Below are 15,235 nucleotides of genomic sequence, written 5' to 3' on the forward strand. Positions count from 1 at the left end.
GGCCTGATCGGCACGCCGATCAGGCCCACTCCCATTGAAGCTGCAGGGTCGTTAAGCGCTCGGGATGAGCCTGCTCGTGTACCCCTGGGCCACCAGCCGCTCGTACGCGCTGAGCACGTCGGCGGGGGGCGGCTGGCTGATCGTAAAGCCCTGCTGGGGGTAGATGAGAAGGCGTTGGAGGGCACCTACCAGCATGTCGATGACCTTCTGGTTGTCTCCGATTGAGGCCAGGTACTCCTCGAAGGTCTGCGAGGTGGAGGTACCGACGATCTCCACCTCGGGCCAGAGCTTCCGGGCAGTCGCGAAGGCTCGCCGCTCCTCGTAGGGCTTGCTGACAAGCAGCACAGAGGAGACCTTCACGCCAGCTTCTTCAAGCAGGTTCCGCGAGAACTGGATGTTCTCCCCGGTGTTGCGGGCCTGCGGCTCGATCAGGACGGCGGAGCTGGGCACGCCCAGTTCGAGGGCCCGTTCCTGGTAGTGCACTGCTTCGCCGCGCGGCATGATCGCCTGGGTGGTGGGGCTCGTCGCCCCGGTGAAGACGATGAGCGGCACGAGGCCCCGGTGGTAGAGGTCGACAGTGGTGTCCGCGACGCCCAGGTCGTGGCTGCCGAGGCCCACGGCGACGGAGCACGGGTGCAGGTCGTGGCGCATCTGGTGGTAGTCCCAGATGGTCTGAGCGTCCATGAGGTCCTGCTGCGCAGTCACTGGCTCACCTTCTCCGCCTGGCTGGAGTCGGGCACTTCGAAGTCGTACCGCCACGCGAACCGCGATGCGGCGTGGACACCGATTGCGAACTCGACCACTGTGCCGTCAACGGTGTAGGTCGTCCGGTGCAGCTCCACAACCGGTTCGCCCGACGGCAGTTGAAGGAGCTTTGCCTCCTCGGGCGTCGCCGCCCGGGCAAACAGCTCCTCCCGCATGTGATCGATCTCGAAGCCGGCGTCGTAGAGCACCCGGAAGCCGCCGCCACGGCCGGCCGGTCCGGGAGTTGGGTCCACCAAGATTGTCCCCTCAACATGCTCGGGCCTGTAGTAGCTGGTCAGGGTGTGGGTCGGTTGCTCGCCTTCCTTGACGAGCCGCGCCCGCGCGTACACCGGGGCACCGGTTGGCAGGCCGTGGGCTGTGGCGACGAGGGCCGGTGCGGCCATGCGTTCCACGGTCTGAGTCTGCTCGTTCCGCTGGTAAGCGCGCCCTGATGCCACCCGGTCGGCGATGAAGGCGACCTGCTCGCCGTGGAGCCACTTGGCCTTGTCGTACCGCTCAATGCCGATCCTCTTGAGCGGGGCCTGAGGTCGAACAATGGTTCCATGCCCTCGGATCGAGGTGACAAGACCCTCGGCCCCCAATGCCTTGTATGCCTGGCTGATCGTTGCTTTCGAGCCCTTGCCCGCGGCGACCTGGTCTCGAATCTCCGGCAACTTCTGTCCGGGCTTGTAGTCACCGTTCCGGATCTGCTCGGCGAGCTCGTCTGCCAGCTCTCTCCACTTGGCCGCCATGTGGGCTCCTTTCCGTAGGACAAGTGAAGCACAGTCCTAGGACTGTTGACAGTTCTGGTCGCGGTAGTGCATCGTCTTCCTCGGCGGCAGGCAGTCCTAGGACTGCGAGTCCGAAAGGCCCTTATTTGGGCTGCCCTGATCTGCGCAAATGCGCCTGGAGGTCGGCTTCACGGCTGGCTGAAGGCAGCGCTTGTTGCTTGAGAACTGAAGAGTGATCGTGCGAGACCGACGCGGGGGTTGCGGTCGCGGTAGGCGCCTAGGCAGAGATGCTGGGGGTGAACCGTCGTGATGAACGTGGCCCTCCCCCTACGCAAATGGCGTGCCGCTCCTTCGGGAGTGTGGGGAAGGACAGCGTGGTCGGATGCACGTGGCGGGATGAGACAGACCGCCCCCGAGCGACCGGGTGATGTCGCAGCGGCTGCGAGCCACGCAGCATGCCCCAGGAGTGGGCGTGTGCCGCCTGTTGGCGCCAGAGCAGTGACGATGGCGCACCGATCGGGGACTCGGGCCCGGCCAGCGTGGCAACGCGGCCGGCGAAGTCCCCCGCTTCGAGCACTTTTGATCCCCGATCCGCCCCGCTCGCCGGGCCGGGTCGGGGCCCATGACTGCTCGTGACGAGTGGTCGGGCCCAGACATGACGAGACCGCCGCGCCTTCCTTGGCCGGAGCGCGGCGGTCTCTCGGGCCTACACCCCATCTAGGAAGAGGTAGACCCATGAGGTCGATTGTTGCAGGCCAGATGGCCTTCGGTGTCGAGGAGTTCGCGGAGCTGGCGCTCGGTGTGGACGCCGAGCTGTTCACCGGTGAGCCGGGTGAGTCGGCGGAGGAGCGTGCGGTTCGGCTGGACGTGGCGTTCGCGGTGCTGGAGGACTTGCGCCGGGAGGATTACGAGCTGGCCGCCTACGCGGAGCGGCTGCTGAAGTCGTCCCCGGGGATGCTGGTGCGGCTGACTGTCCGTCGCCACCCGCCGGCCGCCGCGTTCGGCAAGGCGGCGTGATGACCACCGGTACGGACGTGGAGGAGTCGTTGCGCCGGGTGCGTCTGGTGGCCGATCTGAACGCGGCCGCGACCCGTCGGCGGCAGGAGAAGCTGGCCGTTCTGCGGGAGCGGGACCGTGCGGTGCTCACCGCGCTCACGGCCGCTCACCCCGCGCTCGCCATTCACCCGCCGGCACTCGCGGGGTGGTCGGAGTGAGGCTTCCGGTGGCCGCCGATCAGATCCGCTCAGCGGAGCGGGCCCTGACCGCCGGAACGTGGACGATCACGTTCGGCGCGGTCCTCTACAGCGTGCTCACGGTGACCCCGTTGATGCGCGCACACTCCCCTGCCGGGTGGGAGTGGACGGCACCGATCCTGCCGCTGGTGGTGGACGCGGCGGTGGTGATCGTGGTCCGGATGGACGCGATCCTCGCCCGCCTCGGCGGGCACGGCGGCCGGTGGCCGGTGGTGCTGCGCTGGCTCACCGGAGCGATGACGCTGCTGCTCAACGTGGGTCTCTCCGCGCTGGACCGTGATCCGGTCGGGGTGGTGGTGCACGCGGTGGCGCCGCTGCTGCTGATCGTCACCGCCGAAGCGGGCCTGTCCTACCGCCGGGCGATCGGTGCTGCTCTGGCCGACCGTGAGGCAGGTGAGCGCGCTGAGCGGGCCGAGCGCGAACGGGTCGCGGAGGAGAAGCGGCTCCGGGAACGGGCGGAGCGGCTGGCGGAGTTCGAGGCGGTCGAGCGGCGGGAGCGTGAGCGCCGTGAGCACGAAGCCGCTCTGCTGCGCGAGCAGCGTGAGCACGAGCAGCAGTTGGTCCTCGCCGAGCAGGCTGAGCGGGAGCGGGTGGAGGCGGCCGAGCGGGCCGAGAGCGAGCGGCGTGAGCGTGAGGTGAGCGAGCGTGAGCAGTATGAGCGCGAGCACCTGGCCCGGATGCGGCACGAGCTGCTGAACGCCGAACCCGCCGCTGAGCGGCTGTCGGAGCTTGAGGCCCGGATGATCGTCCGGGTGGCGATCGCCACCGAGGTCCCGCAGCGGCGGGTGGTGGAGGTGACCGGTTGGTCTGCCGGCTGGGTCGCGGCCCGCTTCCAGGAACTGCGCAACGGCGAGTGCACCCCTGTGGCGCTGGCTGTCGGAATGGCACTGCGGTGAGCCGCCTCCTCACCCCGGCCCCGGACACCCCGTCCGTGCCCGAGGTCCTGCCGACCTACCGCTGGCGCCAGGCACCCGACGGGTTCCTGACGCGCCGCCAGCTCCGAAAGCGGGGCCTGCGGCCGAACGGGCAGGACGTCGCCGCGCAGGTCCAGTGGAACTCCCGCTTCGGCGGCACCGCCCTGGCCTGCCTCTACCGCACCGAACTGGCCGCGCCGGTCCGGGAGATGACTCCCGGGCGCCGGTCCTCACTGGCCGCCGCGAACCGGGCCCGCCGTATGTGCCCCGGCTGCGGCCGGGACGCGGGTTACGTCCTGCCCCGGCACTTGGGCACCTGTGTGCCCTGTGCCGATGGTCGTTCGATCGCTGTCTGACTGCCCTGATTGGGAGCTGAAATGGCCGAGACCTTCGAGAACATCCGCTACACCGCTGACGTGGTGGTCATGACGCCGGATGGCCACGTTCTGCTGATCGAGCGGGGCGGGCCCCCGCATGAGGGTGCCTGGGCGCTGCCGGGTGGCCATGTGGACCCCGGTGAGACGAGTCGGGCGGCGGGGGCCCGGGAGCTGGCGGAAGAGACGGGCGTTCAGGTGGATGCCGGTGACCTGCGTCAGATCGGCGTCTTTGACCAGCCCGGCCGGGACCCGCGCGGCAGGTACGTGACTGTCGCCTACCTCGCTGTCGTCCCCGCCTTCACCCCGGTTTCTGCCGGGGATGACGCTCGCGCCGCTCGTTGGTGGCCGGCCGCTGACCTGCCGCCGCTGGCGTTCGACCACGCGGACATCTTCAACGCGGCCGCTCAGCGGGTTTCGCCCGGTACCAGCCAGCTCTGACCTAGCCCGGGACAGTCGTACCACTGCCAGGCGGGCGGCTGTCCCGGGTCTCCGAATCCTCCTGAGAGAACCGGAGTTGTCATCATGACCGACACACCCACGGTGGTCGAGGTCACCACCTCCGCACCACCCCCTTCACCCCAGTCCGCCCCCGCCGGCGCCCCCGGGAGGGAGTTGGGGTCTTCGATGCCGGGGATGCCGCTGGCGGTCGCCGCTGCGAATGCCGCCGCCGCGATCGCGTCGGGTGCCGTCATCGCAGGTCCCCTAGCTCTGGCAGCGGCGGGAGTTGCCGCCGGTGCTGCCGCCGGCGCGGCAGCTCTGCGCCGCCGCACCGGCCGGGCCCGCACCCATCAGGGGGGCCGTGCCGCGAACGCGAGCCGCCTGGCCCGCTCGGCCGCCCGGCACGCGATGCCCGGCTCCGCCTACAGCCCGGCCGCTGCCGGCCGCCGTTCCGGTGCACCGCACGTCCCCGGCCAGCAGACCCGCACCGGCCGCAGCGGCACCGCCGCCGGTGTTCCGGCCCGGAGCACGACCGCGTTCGGCCAGACCTTCACCATCCCGCCCCGGCCGAGCCACCGCCCGACCGTCCACAGCCCCAACCAGGCACCGGCCCATGGTGGTTCGGGTTATCGGGGTCACCAGCGCAAGGCCGGGAGCGTCGCGTCGGGCCGGTCCGGGTGGGTGGGCCGCTCCCTCGATGGGGCCCGGCCGTCCGGCAGCGGCCGGCCGTGGTCGGGCGGGTCGGCGAAGGTGCAGGCCAGGCAGGAGCGGCGGGCCACGCGCACCGATGGCCGTCTGGCCAAGGGATTGGCGCGCGCCCAGCGTCGTGCCGGGATCACTCCCGCCACCAGCGCGAAGAACGCCGCGACCGAGACCGCGCCCCGGACACCGGACGGCTTGAGCGCCGAGCAGCGCAAGCGGTTGAAGCGTTCGACGGGCCGGTTCCGGGCCCGGATGGTCGCCGCTGGTCTCGCGACGGGGCTGGTCGGTGCCGTGTCGGTGGCGGCGGGCAACTGGCGCCACAAGGGCAAGGTGTCCTCCCACGTGCGCCGGACCTGGGCCCGCCTCTCCTCCCGGGCGAGGACGGTCCGGGACGCCCGCAACGCGAAGATCCTCGCCACCGCCACGGACCAGAACAGCACGCCCGGGGCTGTGCCGGTGCCGGGCGAGAGCGTCAACGTCCCCGGCCGCACCGCCACTTCGGCCCCCGCGCGGGAGCCGGTGGGCACCGCGGCTTCCCGTGTGCTGGCCCGGATCACCCTCGGCAAGCCCACCACCATCAAGGAGACCGCCATGTCCGACTCCGAGTCCACCGTCCCCGCGTTCTCCCTCTCCTCCGCCGCCGACGTGATGCTCCAGGCGGCGTCCACCTTCGACCCCGAGCACATGACGGAGTTCTCGGCGCTGGCCGATGACCTGCCCGTGGCGTTCGCCACGCTGCAGGAAGTCCTGCGGGTGCTGACCGAGAAGGGCGCCGAGCAGCTCCCGCTGCACTTCCTGGTCGCCGAGCAGATCGGCAAGGGCTACCAGGCCATGGGCAACGTGGTCGAGGAACTGGAGCACGTCGCGTCCGTGTTCCGCATCGCCCACGCCGATGACCTGGAACGCAACGAGAACCCCCGCAACGGCCTCGACGCCGAGCGGAAGTGGAACGTCTGACCACCCAAGACACCAACCCCGCACCGTCGTTGACCGGGCCGCCCACACCCTGTGGGCGGCCCGCTCCCTTCGCCCCAGGAGGGCACCCCATGAGCACGTCCACGAAGAACACCCGCAAGAGTCCGGGCCTGATGGACCGCCTCGACTGGAGTGCCGGCCACACCCCGCTGACCGGTGCTCTCAACTCCATCTCCGGCTCACTCGCCGCTGCCTCCCTCGGCCATGCCACCGCGATGCCCGCCGGATGGGCGCTTGCGGCCGGTGCCGCCGGGGCGTTGGCCACCGTCTACGCGTCGGCCCGGCGCCGCCTGACCACCGCCACCCTCACCTTCCGCAGCGCGTGCTGGCTGACGGCCGGGGGCTGGACGTCCTGGGCGATCGCCAGCGGCGGGCCGTGGCACTGGCCGCAGCTCGGCACCCTCGCGGTCGCGGGGGTGGTGGGCGGGTGCCTTGCGCCGGTGCTGGCCGGCCACGAGGAGATCGAGCAGGAAGCCCGGCGGCACCTGCTGCTGATCGGTGCCCGCCGCCAGCTCGGCGCCGAGTGGACCGACCGGATCCGCCGCGTCTGCAACGTGGACGTGGTGGTGCTGGGCATCGAGCACTGGCCGAGCGGCGCCGGATACACGGTGGAGATCGAGCTGCCCGAAGGCGGCACCACCCGCAGGTCCATCACCGACCGCGCCGAAGGGCTCGGCTCCGACCTCGACCTGCCGCACGGCTGCGGGCTGCAGGTGATGGCCGGCATCTCCCGCCGCCGGGTCCTCATCATGGTCACCACCCGCGCCCTCGGGGGCACGGAGATCGCGTTCCCGCTGGACGCGCTCGCCGAGACCACCACCGTCAACAACCCCATCCCCGTCGGGCTGATGTCGGACGGGACGCGGGCGGAGCTGGACCTGCGGCAGGCATCGACCGTCGTCACCGGTCCGACCGGCTCGGGGAAGACGAACTGGCTGCACACCCTGATCGCGCTGCTGTGCCAGACCAACGACACGCTGGTGTGGGTGATCGACCTGAACGCCGGATCGATCGGCCTGCCCTGGCTCAACGCGTGGCGGGACGCGCAGATCCACCGCCCCGGATCCCGGTGGGCCAACGCCGACATCCCCGTCCCCGGCGTGGACTGGGTCGCCTCGACCCCCGGTGAGGCGAAGCGGATGCTGGAGGCGGCGGTGCGGATCGCCAAGCGCCGCAAGACCGCCTACCAGGACGCCATGCGGGACGCCAACGACGACAAGCTGCCCGTCGGCCCGGACGTGCCGGAGATCGTCATCATCATGGACGAGGGCGCCGAAGTCGCCGCCACCCGCGAAGCCCGCGCCGTGCTGGCCGGCGTCTCCGAGGTCATCCGGATCGCCCGCGCCATGGCGATCCGGGCCGTCGTCTCCGTCCTGCGGGTCACCGCCGACGTGATGCCCGACCCGATGGTCCGCAAGATGGCCTCCAACCGGGTCGCCACCGGCGCTTACGAGGACACCGAGCTCGGTCACCTCTTCGGCTGGCGGGCACTGCGCGCGGAGGACTCGTTCTCAGGGCCGGGGTCGATGCTGGTCGGGACCGAGGGAAAGCAGCCCGCCAAGGCCCAGCAGTGGCGCATCCGCCCCGAGACGATCGAGGACGTCAGCGCCCTCACCGCCCACCGGCGCCCGGCCCTCGACGCTCCCTCGCTCGACGCGGCCGGCAGCGACTACACCAACCGCTGGCTGATCGAGCGCTGCGGCCACCTCTGGGAAGGCGAAGCCGTCCCCGCCGGCACCCACCCCGCTTCCGCCGCTGCTGCCGGGGCGGGGCCGGAGCGGGGGCTGAACACCGGCCCGCTGCCGGGTGGTTGGAAGGTCACCGCGAACTGGGACCGGCCCGCCGACGGTTCGGCCGATGCGCTGGAGCGGCTGTGGGCGATGCCCGCCGCCGACCGCGACAGCGTCTACGAGAGCCCCGCCACCTCCGGCGTGGACTGGTCCGACCCCAGCACCTGGACCACCGGCCGCCCCAGCACCACCCCCGAGCAGCCGGGGGCCCGGGAGGCCGCGCTCATGCTGCTGGTGACGGCAGGGCCCGACGGGACCGGGGCGTCCGCGATGGAGAAGGTCCTCAAGCCCGACTTCGGCACCACCCGCCAGACCATCAACGGCTGGCTCAAGGCATGGGTCGAAGCAGGCGAAGCGGTACGCGTCGGCGAGGGCACCAAAGCCCGCTACGTCCACCGCCAGTACCTCCCCGAGCCCGGCGCCGAGAGCTGACCCAAGCGCGGCTTGTCAGCTGTCGCCACCCACCAGGACAGGGGGGACCACCGGCCCGCCAGGGCTTGGAATCCCCCCTGTGACCTGCAAGGCGACAAGCGACAAGCAAGCACGCGACAAGTGCCAAGCGACAAGCCGCACGACAAGCCAGGCGACAAGCCGACCACCCGGCCTGCCACTGGTGCCACGTGATGGCCCACAAGCCCGCCCCCGACACCGGAAGGCACCACCGTGATCGTTTCCGCCTCCCTGACCGCCGTCCTCACCGGCATCGGCGTCCTGCTGATCCGGGGCCGCCGGGTCTCCCTCCCCACCGCCCTCGTGCTCTGGCTCTCCGGCTTCACCCTCGCCCAGACCGGCATCCAGGGCCCCGTGAACTCCGCGATATCGGCCGTCGTCGGCCTCCTGCCCCTCAACTGACACCAGCCCCGAGGAGAGCACCGTGGACCCCAACCAGCCCTACCCCCTCTACGTCGCCGCCCCGGTGCCCACCCCCGCCGGCGGCCACCTGTACTACGGCGCGCCCGCCGCCCCGGCGCCGCTGATCACCTACCAGGGCGCCCCGGTCCCGCACCTGACGGCCCAGCAGTACCCGCCGCAGGTACTCCGCCCGACCGCCGTCCACCAACCGATCCCGTACGGCCCCGAGGCCAGGCGGGACCTGTGGCCGGCCCGACTGCTCTGCGGCGGCATCGGCATCGGCGCCGCCGGTACCGGCCTGGCGTTCCTGCTGCAGGCGATCGCCGCCGCCACCACCGGCCTCGGACTCATCACCGCAGCACTCGCCCTCGGCTGGCTCCTCAAGAACCAGAGCAGCACCAGCAGTTCGGGCCGGGGTGCGGTGAACGTCCACGTGAACGTCACCAGTCGCAACCGCTGAGCGGCTATGGGCCGGTTGCTGGACTGGCGCGACCCGTCCCACTTCGACCACACCCGCGACCTGCCCTGCCGCTGGTGCGGGCGGACAACCCCGCTCCGCGATGACACCGGCCGGGCCTCGCACAAGGTCTGCGCCGAGACCAACACCCCGACCCCGGAAGGAAGAAGCAGCAATGCTCAGCATGCGCGCGCGGCTCCACTCCCTGCTGCGAAGCCTGAACCTGCAACTGCGACTCGACCCCTCCCACCGCCACCTCGGGCTCTACCAGCTGCCCAAGTCGAGCTGCTGGAACTGCGGTGGTGACGGCGGCTGGTACGACGGCAGCAACGAGACCGAAGACGGGTGGTGGGAGATCTGCCCCTGCGCCTCCGCCGAGCCCGTGCTCAGCCTCCCCACTCGCAGCCGTACAACGAACGCCGCGTACAGCCAGGAGCCGCCGTTCTGAACGGCGGCGCGATGCCGCTGGTCGCGCTGGCCCTCGGCCTCGCCCGATCCGGGCTGCCGGTGATGCCGGTACGGGAGGGCAAGGGCCCGGTCGGCAACTGCCGCAACTGCCACGGCAACGCGTGCGGTGGCCGGCCGAACATGCTGGTCCCCGGGCCCTGCCGCTGCCCGCGCCCCTGCCACGCTTGGGCCGCCGCAACGACCGACCCGAAAGTCATCACCAGTCCGGGGTGGGCGCGGGCGTGGCGGGACGCGGTGGCGGTGGCCTACCACCCGGGCGGCGCCGGGGTGACCGTCCTCGACCTCGACACAGCCGAAGCCGTCGCCTGGGCCCGCGCCACCCTGCCGGCCACGGTCACGGTTGCCAGCACGCGGGGTGAGCACTGGATCTACCGGGGCACGATGCGCTCCTCCAACGGCGTCCGGGACGGCGTCGACATCAAGTCCCTGATGCAGTACGCCCGCTGGCTCGGCAACGGCACCGGAACCCTTACCGACCTGCCCGAAGCCGTCCGCGCACTGGCGGAACGGGAAGACACCAACCCCGGCCCGTCGCGGGGGACGTTGGTGTCTTCCACCCCCGACGGCGGGTGGTCCCGCGCAGCGACGCCCGGGTGCCGCCATACCGAGCGCTTCCTGCGCACCGGTCTGGAAACGGGCCTGGCCCGGATCCGCTCCCACCGCGAGCACGGTGCTGGCACCGCCGCCTACAGCGCCGCCCGATTCCTCGCAGCCCAGCACCGCACCTGCCCCGGCCCCTGCCACCTGGACGCCGCAGCCGCCGAACTGGTCGCCGCCGCCGAGTCCGTGGGCGTTCCGCACGCCTACGCGCTCCGCTCGGTCACCCGGGGCCTCGAACTCACCAGCTGAATGCCCAAGGGGGCGGCCGTCTCTCGCCAAAGACACCGGCCGCCCCCTGGGCTCCGCCCTAGAACGGAGAACCAGCATGACCGATCCCATCCCGCCCGCACAGGAGAACGGCGCCGACCTCCTCGACGCCGTCGAGGCACACCACCGCCGCTTCAACGCCTTCCCCTCCGAGCACGCCTACGTCGCCGTCGTCCTCTGGGACGCCCACACCCACCTGGTCGATTGCTTCGGGACCACCCCGCGCCTGGCCTTCCTCTCCCCGGAACCGCAGAGCGGCAAGACCCGGTCGCTGGAGATCATCCAGACCCTGGTGCCCCGGTCACTGGTCACCACCGACATCAGCCCCAGCGCGCTGTTCCGCTCCATCTCCAGCGACGCCGCCGGCCGCCCCACGATCCTGTGGGACGAAGTCGACGCGATCTTCGGCCCCAAGGCAGCCGGGAACGAGGAACTCCGGGGTCTGATCAACTCCGGCTACCGCCGCACCGGAGGAGTCATCCGCTCCGTCCGCGAGGGCGACAACCACAAGACCGTGAAGTTCCCCGTCTACGCAGCCCTCGCCCTCGCCGGCCTCGGCGGCCTCCCCGACACGATCATGGGCCGTTCCATCGTCATCCGGATGCGCCGCCGCGCACCCAACGAGAAGGTCGAGTCGTTCCGCGAACGCATCCACATTCCCGAGGGCCACGTGCTGCGCGACCGCCTCGCCGACTGGGCCGACTCGGTACGCGAACAGGTCGACGGAGCGTGGCCCGAGATGCCCGACGGAATCAGCGACCGCCCCGCCGACGTGTGGGAGCCCCTGCTCGCCGTCGCCGACGCCGCTGGCGGAACCTGGCCCGCCCGCGCCCGCGCCGCCTGCGTCCACCTGGTTAAAGCCGCCCAGGGCGACGACAGCAGCTCCATCGGCATCCGCCTGCTCACCGACCTGCGGACCATCTTCGGCACCGCCGAGCGACTCCTCAGCACCGCACTGGTCGAGCAGCTCAACGACATGGATGACGCCCCGTGGGCTGACCTCGACGGCCAGCGGCTCACCACCCGGACCCTGGCCAAGATGCTCGGCGAGTACGTCACCCCGGCGGGCAAGCCCATCAAGACCCGCAACATCAGGACCGGCCCCAAGGCCGTGCTCAAGGGCTACTTCGCCGAAGACCTTGTGGATGCCTGGCTGCGGTACTGCCCGCCCGTCCCCGAGGAATCCGCTACATCCGCTACATCCGCTACATCGCAGGTCAGGGCCCTGTTTTCTGTAGCGGCAGAGGAAGCCGTAGCGGCTACATCCCCGATCCCCACCGCCGACGCCCCGACGGAGTTCACCACCGTCGGCTGACCGCCGTAGCCGCTACAGCTACACCATCCGCTACAACCGCACCCCATCTGACCTGGGATGTAGCGGAGTAGCGGCTGTAGCGGCACTGGAAGGTACAAGGGCGGCGAAGTGATCCAGCCCAGTCATTCGACGTTTCACCAGAGCTACTCGCTCACGGAAGGGACTTTCCCCTTGTCCAACCCCACCTTGACGATGGACCAGGTAGCCCAACTGATCGACATGATGACCCGCAGCAGGCCAAACACCACGCCGCCCGGCGGGCTGCTCAACGGTGGCTGGTACTCCACCGAGGACGTGGCGGCACTGATCGACGTCGACCCGTCCACCCTCCGCCGTTGGCGCACCTCAACTCCGCTCCAGGGACCTCCCTTTGTGCGCCTCAGCGCCCGGGTGACGGTCTACAGCATCCCGGACGTCCAGGCTTGGCTGGAGTCGCGGCGTGTAGTTCCCGGAGAGGCGGCCTGATGTCGCAGCAGAACCCGCCGATCGGGGTCAAGCTTTCGACTGACATCGAGTTCCGGCCCCAGTACACGAACCCGTACCGCGCACGGGTCCGCTGGACCGACCCGGCCACCGGTAGGCGGCCGGGCCGGTCCGAGATGCACCCGACGAGCGAGGCAGCCGAGCAGTGGATCACCGACATGCAACGGCTCGCTGTCCGAGGCGTCACCCCGGATACGGCGACGATGACACTCGCCGAGTACGGCGAGTCGGTGATGGAACTGGCCCTGCGCGGGACGGAGTTGAAGACCCGTGACCCGTACCTCGCGGGCTGGCGACTCCGGATCGTCCCGACGATTGGTCACCTCCTGACGACCGCCGTCACGAACGGCGTGGTCGACCGGGCCGTCTACGGCTGGATCGCCGACGAGGCCGGCCGCTCGACGGTGAAGAACACCCTCGCCATGCTCGTTCGCGTCATGGAGCAGGCCGTCCGGGACGGCCTCATCGAGATCAACCCGGCAAGAGTCAGAGGGTGGCAGCGCGAATACCAGCTCGCCGAGGATGAGCTGGACGACCCCCGGGCACTGGCGCTGCGGGACTGGGACGCGCTTGACACGCTGGCGAACGCCCTGGTCCTGCGCTCGCACGGCGAGTTCGGTGGCTGGGGCAGCGTGGTGCGGTTCTCCGCCTGCACGGCGGCCCGCATCGGCGAGGTCTCGGGTGTCCGCCGCAAGGACATCGACCCCCACCGCTGGACCTGGGACCTGTGCCGCCAGACCACCACCGCCCCCGGCGGACTGGTGGACAAGGGCACCAAGGGCAAGCGCCGTCGAACCGTGCCGCTGATCCCGGAGATCCGGGAGCTGGTGGCCAGCCGCCTCGCGGTGATCAGCAACGACCCGATGGCCAGGCTGTTCACCGGGCCCCGGGGCGGCCGGATCACCACGGCCGTCCTGCGGGACGCCACCCACTGGGACGAGGTGGTCGTCAAGCTCGGCTACGAACACCTGCGCCGTCACGACCTGCGGCACACCGGCCTGACGTGGATGGCTGACGCCGGCGTACCGGTGCACGTCCTGCGGAAGATCGCCGGACACGGATCGCTGACGACGACTCAGCGATACCTCCACCCGGACCAGCAGTCGATCGATCGGGCGGGGGAGGCCCTGAGCGCCCACCTGAGCGGCCCGCGAGAGGCGGCTGGTCCCGCGCTGGTCCCGCAGGCACCCGAGGGGCGGCACCTGCGACTGGTGCGTTGACACTGCAACAGGAACGGAAAAAGCCCCGCTGGCCTGGACTTTCGTCCAGTCAGCGGGGCTCCGACATCACTGTCGGGACGACAGGATTTGAACCTGCGACCCCTTGACCCCCAGTCAAGTGCGCTACCAAGCTGCGCCACGTCCCGTGGTCCGACTGCTGTTGCCTCGCGGCTTCGGCTTTCCGACCTTGTCCCCGATCTCTCGGCGACGTGGAAAACAATACAGCACAGGGAGGGGTGCTCGTTGCCAGTTTCCGGGGCGGGGGCGGGCGCGCCGGTGCAGGTCAGGGGGCGGGGTGGCGGGAGTCGTAGCGGAGGAAGGCGGGGCGGCGGGCGGCGAGGAGCAGGATGGCGGCGACGCAGGCCAGGCCGCCGCAGAGGAGGGCGGTGGTGGAGGAGGTGAAGTGGGCGACGGTGCCGGCGAAGAAGTCGCCGAGGCGGGGGCCGCCGGCCACGACGACGATGAAGATGCCCTGGAGGCGGCCGCGCATCTCGTCGGGGGCGCCGACCTGGAGCATGGTGTTGCGGAAGATCATGCTGATGCTGTCGGCGCAGCCGGCGGCGGCGAGCATCAGCAGGCCCAGCCAGAGCGAGTGGGAGAGGCCGAAGGCGGCGATGGCCAGGCCCCAGGCGGCGACGCCGGCGACTATGGCGGCGCCGTGGCGGCGGACTCCGGAGATCCAGCCGGAGAAGAGGGCCCCGGCGAGCGAGCCGACCGCGGGGGCGGCGACCAGCAGGCCGACCGTGCCGGGGCCGCCGTCGTAGACGGTGAGGGCGATGGCGGGGAAGAGGGCGCGCGGGGAGGCGAAGATCATCGCGATCAGGTCGGCGACGAAGCTGGTGCGCAGGTTGGGGCGGGTGCGGAGGAAGCGGAGGCCGTCCAGGACGGAGGCGCGCTTGCCGGTGGGGGTGCCGCCGTCGCCGGGCCGCATCGCGGGCAGGCGCCACATCGCGTAGAGGGTGCCGCTGAAGGCGACGGTGTCGAGCAGGTACGCGGACTGAACCCCGAAGGCGCCGATCAGCAGGCCGCCGATCATCGGGCCGACGGTGGTGCCCAGGCTCATGCTCATGCTGCCGAGCGCGTTGGCGGCCGGGAGCTGACGGGCCGGTACCAGACGGGGGATCATCGCCGAGCGGGCCGGGGAGCTGAGCGCGAAGAAGCCGGACTGCAGGGCGACCGCCGCGTACAGCAGCCCGACCGAGCCGAGGCCGAGCAGGGCCTGGACGGCCAGTACGGCGGAGGTCAGGGCGAGGCCGGAGGAGCCGACCAGGCCGAGCAGGCGGCGGTCCACGGTGTCGGCGATCGCGCCGCCGTACAGGCCGAGGACGACCAGCGGGACGAAGGAGAAGATGCCCACCAGGCCGGTGGCGAAGCTGGAGCCGGTGAGGGCGTACACCTGGACCGCGACCGCCACCGCCGTCATCTGCTGGCCGACGGCGGAGATCACCTGCCCGGTCCAGAGCCGCCGGTAGTCGGGGTGTTCGCGCAGCGGGCTGAGGTCGGCGAGGGCGCCCCGGCCCAGCCGGCGCCACCGTCCGCCCCCTTCGGCCGGGGGAGCGGCCGGGAGAACACCCGGGGGAGCGGACGGTTCGTCGGTGGGCGGAGCAGCGGGCTCGGCAGGGGGAGTGGTCGACACGGAACTCATCCTC

At 71.2% G+C, this 15,235-nt stretch carries 17 protein-coding genes and 1 tRNA gene; 14 read left to right on the forward strand and 4 right to left on the reverse strand.

Annotated elements, in window-relative coordinates; all coding sequences use genetic code 11:
* Nucleotides 1-51 precede the first annotated feature (51 nt).
* Nucleotides 52-684, reverse strand: a complete 633-nt coding sequence (locus tag ABT118_RS21395) for a YdcF family protein (protein ID WP_502884634.1) — start codon at nt 682-684, stop codon at nt 52-54.
* A 17-nt stretch (nt 685-701) separates the two neighbouring features.
* Nucleotides 702-1,496: a GntR family transcriptional regulator gene (locus ABT118_RS21400; RefSeq protein WP_350671204.1), complete on the reverse strand. Its 795-nt coding sequence runs from the start codon at nt 1,494-1,496 to the stop codon at nt 702-704.
* 714 nt (nt 1,497-2,210) lie between these two features.
* Between ABT118_RS21400 and ABT118_RS21405 the strand changes: the two genes are divergently transcribed.
* The 14 genes from ABT118_RS21405 to ABT118_RS21470 all read left to right on the forward strand — a co-directional run bounded on the left by ABT118_RS21405 (nt 2,211) and on the right by ABT118_RS21470 (nt 13,586).
* The gene (locus ABT118_RS21405) at nt 2,211-2,492 is read left to right on the forward strand and encodes a hypothetical protein (RefSeq protein WP_350671206.1); all 282 of its coding nucleotides are present in this window, start codon (nt 2,211-2,213) and stop codon (nt 2,490-2,492) included.
* Nucleotides 2,492-2,689 carry a hypothetical protein gene (locus ABT118_RS21410; RefSeq protein WP_350671208.1) on the forward strand — a complete coding sequence of 66 codons (198 nt, stop codon included), beginning with the start codon at nt 2,492-2,494 and terminating at the stop codon, nt 2,687-2,689. The genes ABT118_RS21405 and ABT118_RS21410 overlap by 1 nt, the downstream gene beginning before the upstream one ends.
* Before the next feature lie 8 nt (nt 2,690-2,697).
* Complete coding sequence (locus ABT118_RS21415; RefSeq protein ID WP_350671209.1) at nt 2,698-3,624, forward strand: DUF2637 domain-containing protein; 927 nt, start codon at nt 2,698-2,700, stop codon at nt 3,622-3,624.
* The gene (locus tag ABT118_RS21420) at nt 3,621-3,998 is read left to right on the forward strand and encodes an RRQRL motif-containing zinc-binding protein (protein ID WP_350671211.1); all 378 of its coding nucleotides are present in this window, start codon (nt 3,621-3,623) and stop codon (nt 3,996-3,998) included. Before ABT118_RS21415 ends, ABT118_RS21420 begins: the two co-directional genes overlap by 4 nt.
* Nucleotides 3,999-4,019: 21 nt before the next feature.
* Nucleotides 4,020-4,457, forward strand: a complete 438-nt coding sequence (locus ABT118_RS21425; RefSeq protein WP_350671212.1) for an NUDIX domain-containing protein — start codon at nt 4,020-4,022, stop codon at nt 4,455-4,457.
* Between the two features lie 84 nt (nt 4,458-4,541).
* Nucleotides 4,542-6,116 carry a hypothetical protein gene (locus ABT118_RS21430; RefSeq protein WP_350671214.1) on the forward strand — a complete coding sequence of 525 codons (1,575 nt, stop codon included), beginning with the start codon at nt 4,542-4,544 and terminating at the stop codon, nt 6,114-6,116.
* A gap of 89 nt (nt 6,117-6,205) precedes the next feature.
* Complete coding sequence (locus tag ABT118_RS21435) at nt 6,206-8,356, forward strand: hypothetical protein (protein WP_350671216.1); 2,151 nt, start codon at nt 6,206-6,208, stop codon at nt 8,354-8,356.
* Nucleotides 8,357-8,587: 231 nt separating this feature from the next.
* Nucleotides 8,588-8,776, forward strand: coding sequence for a hypothetical protein (locus tag ABT118_RS21440; protein WP_350671218.1), 189 nt, complete (start codon nt 8,588-8,590; stop codon nt 8,774-8,776).
* A gap of 22 nt (nt 8,777-8,798) precedes the next feature.
* On the forward strand, nt 8,799-9,236 hold the full coding sequence (locus tag ABT118_RS21445; protein WP_350671219.1) for a hypothetical protein: 438 nt from the start codon (nt 8,799-8,801) through the stop codon (nt 9,234-9,236).
* A 172-nt stretch (nt 9,237-9,408) separates the two neighbouring features.
* Complete coding sequence (locus tag ABT118_RS21450; protein ID WP_350671220.1) at nt 9,409-9,681, forward strand: hypothetical protein; 273 nt, start codon at nt 9,409-9,411, stop codon at nt 9,679-9,681.
* An 11-nt stretch (nt 9,682-9,692) separates the two neighbouring features.
* Complete coding sequence (locus tag ABT118_RS21455) at nt 9,693-10,550, forward strand: bifunctional DNA primase/polymerase (RefSeq protein WP_350671222.1); 858 nt, start codon at nt 9,693-9,695, stop codon at nt 10,548-10,550.
* Nucleotides 10,551-10,626: 76 nt separating this feature from the next.
* Nucleotides 10,627-11,883, forward strand: a complete 1,257-nt coding sequence (locus ABT118_RS21460) for a DUF3631 domain-containing protein (protein WP_350671225.1) — start codon at nt 10,627-10,629, stop codon at nt 11,881-11,883.
* Between the two features lie 171 nt (nt 11,884-12,054).
* Nucleotides 12,055-12,348 carry a helix-turn-helix transcriptional regulator gene (locus ABT118_RS21465; protein ID WP_350671227.1) on the forward strand — a complete coding sequence of 98 codons (294 nt, stop codon included), beginning with the start codon at nt 12,055-12,057 and terminating at the stop codon, nt 12,346-12,348.
* A complete protein-coding gene (locus tag ABT118_RS21470) occupies nt 12,348-13,586 on the forward strand; it encodes a site-specific integrase (RefSeq protein WP_350671230.1) in 1,239 nt (412 codons plus the stop codon). The genes ABT118_RS21465 and ABT118_RS21470 overlap by 1 nt, the downstream gene beginning before the upstream one ends.
* Nucleotides 13,587-13,658: 72 nt before the next feature.
* Here ABT118_RS21470 and ABT118_RS21475 read toward each other — a convergent pair.
* A tRNA-Pro gene (locus ABT118_RS21475) sits at nt 13,659-13,732 on the reverse strand.
* A gap of 137 nt (nt 13,733-13,869) precedes the next feature.
* Nucleotides 13,870-15,231: an MFS transporter gene (locus ABT118_RS21480; RefSeq protein WP_502884626.1), complete on the reverse strand. Its 1,362-nt coding sequence runs from the start codon at nt 15,229-15,231 to the stop codon at nt 13,870-13,872.
* Nucleotides 15,232-15,235: the final 4 nt, after the last annotated feature.

It is taken from the genome of Kitasatospora sp. NPDC002040 (assembly GCF_040296785.1).
Lineage (GTDB): Bacteria > Actinomycetota > Actinomycetes > Streptomycetales > Streptomycetaceae > Kitasatospora.

What these genes read in the sequence shown, in the direction of transcription:
- ABT118_RS21395 (WP_502884634.1), bottom strand. Translation starts at nt 684, where the DNA reads ATGGACGCTCAGACCATCTGGGACTACCACCAGATGCGCCACGACCTG.
- ABT118_RS21400 (WP_350671204.1), bottom strand. Translation starts at nt 1,496, where the DNA reads ATGGCGGCCAAGTGGAGAGAGCTGGCAGACGAGCTCGCCGAGCAGATC.
- ABT118_RS21405 (WP_350671206.1), top strand. Translation starts at nt 2,211, where the DNA reads ATGAGGTCGATTGTTGCAGGCCAGATGGCCTTCGGTGTCGAGGAGTTC.
- ABT118_RS21410 (WP_350671208.1), top strand. Translation starts at nt 2,492, where the DNA reads ATGACCACCGGTACGGACGTGGAGGAGTCGTTGCGCCGGGTGCGTCTG.
- ABT118_RS21425 (WP_350671212.1), top strand. Translation starts at nt 4,020, where the DNA reads ATGGCCGAGACCTTCGAGAACATCCGCTACACCGCTGACGTGGTGGTC.
- ABT118_RS21430 (WP_350671214.1), top strand. Translation starts at nt 4,542, where the DNA reads ATGACCGACACACCCACGGTGGTCGAGGTCACCACCTCCGCACCACCC.
- ABT118_RS21435 (WP_350671216.1), top strand. Translation starts at nt 6,206, where the DNA reads ATGAGCACGTCCACGAAGAACACCCGCAAGAGTCCGGGCCTGATGGAC.
- ABT118_RS21450 (WP_350671220.1), top strand. Translation starts at nt 9,409, where the DNA reads ATGCTCAGCATGCGCGCGCGGCTCCACTCCCTGCTGCGAAGCCTGAAC.
- ABT118_RS21455 (WP_350671222.1), top strand. Translation starts at nt 9,693, where the DNA reads ATGCCGCTGGTCGCGCTGGCCCTCGGCCTCGCCCGATCCGGGCTGCCG.
- ABT118_RS21460 (WP_350671225.1), top strand. Translation starts at nt 10,627, where the DNA reads ATGACCGATCCCATCCCGCCCGCACAGGAGAACGGCGCCGACCTCCTC.
- ABT118_RS21470 (WP_350671230.1), top strand. Translation starts at nt 12,348, where the DNA reads ATGTCGCAGCAGAACCCGCCGATCGGGGTCAAGCTTTCGACTGACATC.
- ABT118_RS21480 (WP_502884626.1), bottom strand. Translation starts at nt 15,231, where the DNA reads ATGAGTTCCGTGTCGACCACTCCCCCTGCCGAGCCCGCTGCTCCGCCC.